The 4493-nt window shown below is 55.4% G+C and carries 7 protein-coding genes; 6 read left to right on the top strand and 1 reads right to left on the bottom strand.

The genetic code is table 11. The annotated features are described in order from the left end of the window. Window positions 1-787: class I tRNA ligase family protein (locus F8I07_RS02290; protein ID WP_292655203.1), on the top strand; the 787-nt coding region annotated here is incomplete at its 5' end. Further along, window positions 780-902: a hypothetical protein gene (locus F8I07_RS02285; protein WP_292655201.1), complete on the top strand. Its 123-nt coding sequence runs from the start codon at window positions 780-782 to the stop codon at window positions 900-902. The genes F8I07_RS02290 and F8I07_RS02285, both read left to right, overlap by 8 nt. Window positions 903-957: 55 nt before the next feature. Here F8I07_RS02285 and F8I07_RS02280 read toward each other — a convergent pair whose 3' ends face one another. Next, entirely contained in the window at window positions 958-1377 is a 420-nt protein-coding gene (locus tag F8I07_RS02280; protein ID WP_292655198.1) for a hypothetical protein, read from the bottom strand. A gap of 177 nt (window positions 1378-1554) precedes the next feature. Here F8I07_RS02280 and F8I07_RS02275 point away from each other — a divergent pair, with 177 nt between their 5' ends. Genes F8I07_RS02275 through F8I07_RS02260 form a run of 4 tightly spaced genes read left to right on the top strand, consistent with a single transcriptional unit; the run spans window position 1555 to window position 4359 of the window. Further along, entirely contained in the window at window positions 1555-2625 is a 1071-nt protein-coding gene (locus tag F8I07_RS02275; protein ID WP_292655195.1) for an OmpA family protein, read from the top strand. After that, window positions 2622-3398, top strand: coding sequence for a hypothetical protein (locus tag F8I07_RS02270; protein ID WP_292655192.1), 777 nt, complete (start codon window positions 2622-2624; stop codon window positions 3396-3398). Before F8I07_RS02275 ends, F8I07_RS02270 begins: the two co-directional genes overlap by 4 nt. Continuing rightward, the gene (locus tag F8I07_RS02265; RefSeq protein WP_292655189.1) at window positions 3347-3610 is read left to right on the top strand and encodes a hypothetical protein; all 264 of its coding nucleotides are present in this window, start codon (window positions 3347-3349) and stop codon (window positions 3608-3610) included. Before F8I07_RS02270 ends, F8I07_RS02265 begins: the two co-directional genes overlap by 52 nt. Window positions 3611-3621: 11 nt before the next feature. After that, window positions 3622-4359, top strand: coding sequence for a hypothetical protein (locus F8I07_RS02260; protein ID WP_292655187.1), 738 nt, complete (start codon window positions 3622-3624; stop codon window positions 4357-4359). Window positions 4360-4493: the final 134 nt, after the last annotated feature.

The following is a 4493-nucleotide window of genomic DNA, read 5'->3' as shown; positions in this document are numbered from 1 at the left end:
GCAGTACCGCAAGATCCGCAACACTTTCCGCTTCCTCCTGGCCAACGTCAACGACCTGGAGGCTCTGCGGCCTCTGGAGGAGCTGGGCGAGCTGGACCGCTGGATCCTGGCTGAGGCGGGAGAGGTCTTCGCTTCGGTGAAAGATTCCTTCGACGCCTACGAGTTCGCCCGCGGTTTCGCGCGGCTCAACCACTTCCTCACCAACGAGCTCAGCGGCATTTACATGGATATCTGCAAAGACCGTCTCTACTGCGACGCTCCCGACGCCCCCACCCGCCGGGGTGCCCAGACGGCCATGGCGATGATCGCCCGCAGCATGCTGGCCCTGGTGGCCCCCACGCTCACCTATACCGCTGACGAGGTGCTCGACTACGCCCCCGCCGTTGTCAAAGGAGAGTGGGGCGATGTCTTCGAGATGCTCTACGAGCCCCTGCCCGAAGTGGCGATGCCCTTCGACGACGCTCTGTTGGGTGCCGCCCGCGAAGCCTTCTCCGAAGAGGTGGACCGGCTCAAAAAAGAGAAACTCATCAAATCCACCCTGGAACTGGAGATCGCCGGTCCGGTGGAGATGCTGCCGATGAGCGATCCCAAGGATCTGGAGGATTGGTTCGTCGTCAGCGCTCTGAAGAGTGAAAGCGAAGGCGAAGAGCTGGGCAGCTTCAGCGTCGACGACCTGCGCTTCACCATCCACCGCGCCACCGCCCACAAATGCCCCCGCTGCTGGCGCTACACAGCCCCCGAAGAAGGGGCGCTGTGCGAACGCTGCGCCGAGGTTCTGAATGCCTGACCTGAGTCAGCCCGTCACCCCCGGAGTCATCATCGGCACCATCGTCTTTATCGCGCTTTGCGTGGGGGTGGGGCTGGCGGTCGTGGCTTATTATCGGAAAAGAGAAGGAGAATAGCCCGCTCCAGGATGTTTATGACGGGCGGATAGTCACAAAAGGAGTCTGATACTCCCTACTTTTTCTCTTCAGTCTTTTTCTTCTCTGAGGTATCGGAGTTTTCCGATCCCAGACCGACGGCAGAGAAGACTTCCGAGAACATTTTGCGTACCGGACTGGGGCCGGCCTTGGGATCGCGGTGGATCTTTGTCGATTCGAAGACCTGCATCGCCTTGCTGCGGCGATATTTCTCATTCTCTTTCTCCCGCTGTTTGACCTCTTCGACCATCTTTTTGTACTGCTTTTTCTCTTCGGGGGTGGCGTTGGATTCATTGAAGAAGGGGAGTGTTCCCAGAATACTGGGGCCCTCTTTGAGGGTGCGGTGGGGCAGTTTGGTCGATTCGAAGACCGAGAGGGGCGCGCTGATCGGCCGGGCGAAGAGGAGACTCACACCGGCGATGAGCGAAAGACCCATAATCCTGATTGTCGTGTTCATCATCTATTCCTTCATTGATTGTCACATCTGTTTTGTTCAGCTAATCATACCTCAAAATCATTTCCCGATCCCTTGTCGTAATGGAAGGATGACTGCAGTACAACGTCAGACGGAAAACCGCATTTGTTATAATAGATATATCATCAAAGAATAATAGAACAAGAGGAGGTCAAGGCGATGAAAGCGATCAAACGGCTTCTCGTTTCGATGCTGGCACTTCTGTTTTCTTTGTCAGCGGGCGGTCTGGTCACCGGCGCCTCCCGGGGCTACCAGCCGGGGGACAAAGTCCTCTGGGCGAGTGATTTTCGCGACTGTCCGGTGGGGGAGATCCCGGAAGGGTTCGATCGCTTCCGCGGTACACCGGAATGTGTGAAGTACAACGATCATATCTGGGTCTCCGCGTCGACCCCCGCGGAGTTCGAACTGTTCAAAAAGATCGATCTGGGCAGAGAGGATTTCTCCATCGAGTTTACGGTGATCATCTATGCCAGTGGTGACCATTTCAAACTGAATTTGTTCAAAAAAGATCCCCAGACGAAAGGATGGGACAAAGAAGTGGCCGGCAGGACACTCGATGTTCAGATGAAGTATTGTGAAATCAATGTCGGTGGGATCGGAAGGGTGGCGGTCCGCAAGGGGTGCAGGAAAAAACCTTTACACTTTGCCATCCAGGTGCGACGGGGCCAATATCGCCTCTATCTCAACGGCAAGCGCCTCACTGCGGCCCCCTGGCCGTTGAAAGAGGATGAAAACGTCAGCGGATTTTCCTTTTTCCGTAACGACTTCGAAGCCAAACCCTACGATGTGCTGATTTCCGACATCAAGGTGTCCAAATACACGAAGCAGGAGGCCAAACCGACCCCCGAGCAGCTGGGGATCCGAGTAGAGAAGACCGCCGAAGGGTCCAAGCTGACGGTACCGGAGAGGGTGCTTTTCGATTTCAACAAATTCACCCTCAAACCCGAAGCAAGGAAGGCCCTGGACGCGGTGGCCCGCTACATCCGCACCCATCCGGCCAAAAAGATCGTGGTCACCGGCTACACCGACAATATCGGTACCGACGCGTATAACCTCAAACTCTCCCTGCAAAGGGCCCAGTCGGTGGCCGACTATCTGATAGATTGCGGCAAGGTCCCTTCCCGGCTGTTCAAGATCGTGGGGCGGGGAAAGGCCGATCCCATCGCCGACAACTCCACGGAGGAAGGCCGGGCCAAAAACCGCCGCGTGGAGATCCGGCTCATCAAATGAGACGGCTATCCATTGTCTTTTGGGTGACGGCGGTTATCGGTGGTACTCTTTTTGCCTGGATGCCGCTCACCCCCATGGCATCGGTAGCCCTGAACAAAAAAGGCGTGGTGCTCAAAAAGGTTCCTAAAGCATGGTTTGATAGAGTTGCCAAAAAGCTGGGAGCAGAGCGGATTTGGCAGTGGGAAGGAAACGTGAATGGAATTACGCTTCGTTTCCCACTCAAAAAAGTGCTCACAAAAATTGGCACCTCTATCGATTTGCGACCCTGGTTTTACAATAAACGGTGCATCCAAAGCTGGGAACGATTCGACGACTGTTTGAATCATCATCGCAATCAAGCCGACGAAAAATTGTATCAGCGCCTTGATCGAAAGTTTGTATCCAAAATGCACTGCCAGGAAGATTGCTGTGAAGGTATAGGGAATACGGGTTCCCACTCAAGCGTCAAGATGCCGTTTACATGTGATGACCCCGATTTTCTCAAATGGGACTTATGGTGGAAAGAGCCCTATCGAATGGATTTGGAGGCCGCAATCGGAATGCCGGGTGGGTTTAAAAATCTCAAAGCGGCAAAAGCAAGTCTGCATCGCATCAATGCCTTACTGAAAAGGTGCTTCCCGGCGCCCATTTTCCCGAAGATTTCGGAGAGGGGCGCAGCGAATTCGAGGTCTATTTTGAACATCATCGCATGCTTCCGCCCCCTAAAAACATCGGCGGCAAAATGGCGAAACTGCTTCGTATGTTGCAAAAAGAGGGCTATCTGCGGGGCTTGACGAAAGCCGATATCGAGACGATCGGGCGATTGGCGGCAGTGTACAAGGAGGTCTTTTATGTGCCCCGCGGTTGCGAATCCGCCATCACGATCCGCCCCCCCTCGCCGCGACGGGTTCAAGAGATCGCCAAGCCCGGCTGGCATGCCCTCTCCATGAGTGCGAGACTGGATTTTGATAGCAACGGCTGCCCTCATATCGAATTCTTGAAATAAAAGGAGAAAAAATGAAACGTATCGTTCTGTTGTTCTTCGTCTTGATCGCTTCTCTCTCGGCAGGGTGGTCGCAGGCACGGTGCAAAGAGGAGGCCAAAAAACTTCTCGATCTGCAAAACCGGATCGTTACCCAAAGTTTCGAGCGGCTCCCCGTAGGGGCCTGGGCCCGCTACAACGACGGGACCGTCGCGTTGTATCTGGGCAAAGGGCAGACGCCCGACGGTGAGCTGTACGGGATCGAATTCAGCGGCTCGAAGATGCCGGTGGCACAGGTCTGGTACGCCATCGTCGACAAGCATTTCCAGACCCCGATAGGTCCCGTGACGATGCGCACCCTCGATCCGCGCCTGCTCTATGTCCGGGGCGGACCGGGCGGCGGCGTGATGCGGATCGACGGGCCGATTCTGCAGATGGCACTGGCACGGATGCAGCCGTTGAGCGTCATTCTGACGCCGGCTTCGATCGACAAAACGCTCGATTGCTCCCATGAAACCGAAGTGCTCCCCGTGACCGGTTATCGCCTCGATGGGAGGCAAATTATCAACGGAGCGAAGATTATCGATCATACAACCGGTGGCAGCATTATTGTCAGTACCGAGGTTCCTTTCGGTTTGGTAGGAGATCCTTCGGGGACACCGCATCTGGTTGCTTACGGACACGGCGGTCTGGTCCCCCAGATCGACGAATGGGCTCGTCACTCCGCCAAAGCGATGCCGCCCATTCCCTATCTGCCGGCCGGAATGCCGTAAGAGTGTCCGAACTGTTCATACGCTGCAGTGTGTCCGATAGTCTTATCTTTGGCGAAAGGTGCCGGTGTCTTGCTTACGTGGTTTGTTCTTTGTCCTGATTCGGGTTACAACCCCGTCCAAACCAACTTTTGGAT

The organism is Nitratifractor sp., assembly GCF_015487065.1.
In the GTDB taxonomy this organism is placed as follows: Bacteria; Campylobacterota; Campylobacteria; order Campylobacterales; family Sulfurovaceae; genus Nitratifractor.
Note: the sequence above shows the minus strand (reverse complement) of the source record. Positions and strands in the feature narration are given on the sequence as shown.

Coding starts and splice junctions, on each gene's coding strand:
- F8I07_RS02260 (WP_292655187.1), top strand. CDS start 3,622: ATGAAACGTATCGTTCTGTTGTTCTTCGTCTTGATCGCTTCTCTCTCG.
- F8I07_RS02285 (WP_292655201.1), top strand. CDS start 780: ATGCCTGACCTGAGTCAGCCCGTCACCCCCGGAGTCATCATCGGCACC.
- F8I07_RS02265 (WP_292655189.1), top strand. CDS start 3,347: ATGGCGAAACTGCTTCGTATGTTGCAAAAAGAGGGCTATCTGCGGGGC.
- F8I07_RS02275 (WP_292655195.1), top strand. CDS start 1,555: ATGAAAGCGATCAAACGGCTTCTCGTTTCGATGCTGGCACTTCTGTTT.
- F8I07_RS02280 (WP_292655198.1), bottom strand. CDS start 1,377: ATGAACACGACAATCAGGATTATGGGTCTTTCGCTCATCGCCGGTGTG.
- F8I07_RS02270 (WP_292655192.1), top strand. CDS start 2,622: ATGAGACGGCTATCCATTGTCTTTTGGGTGACGGCGGTTATCGGTGGT.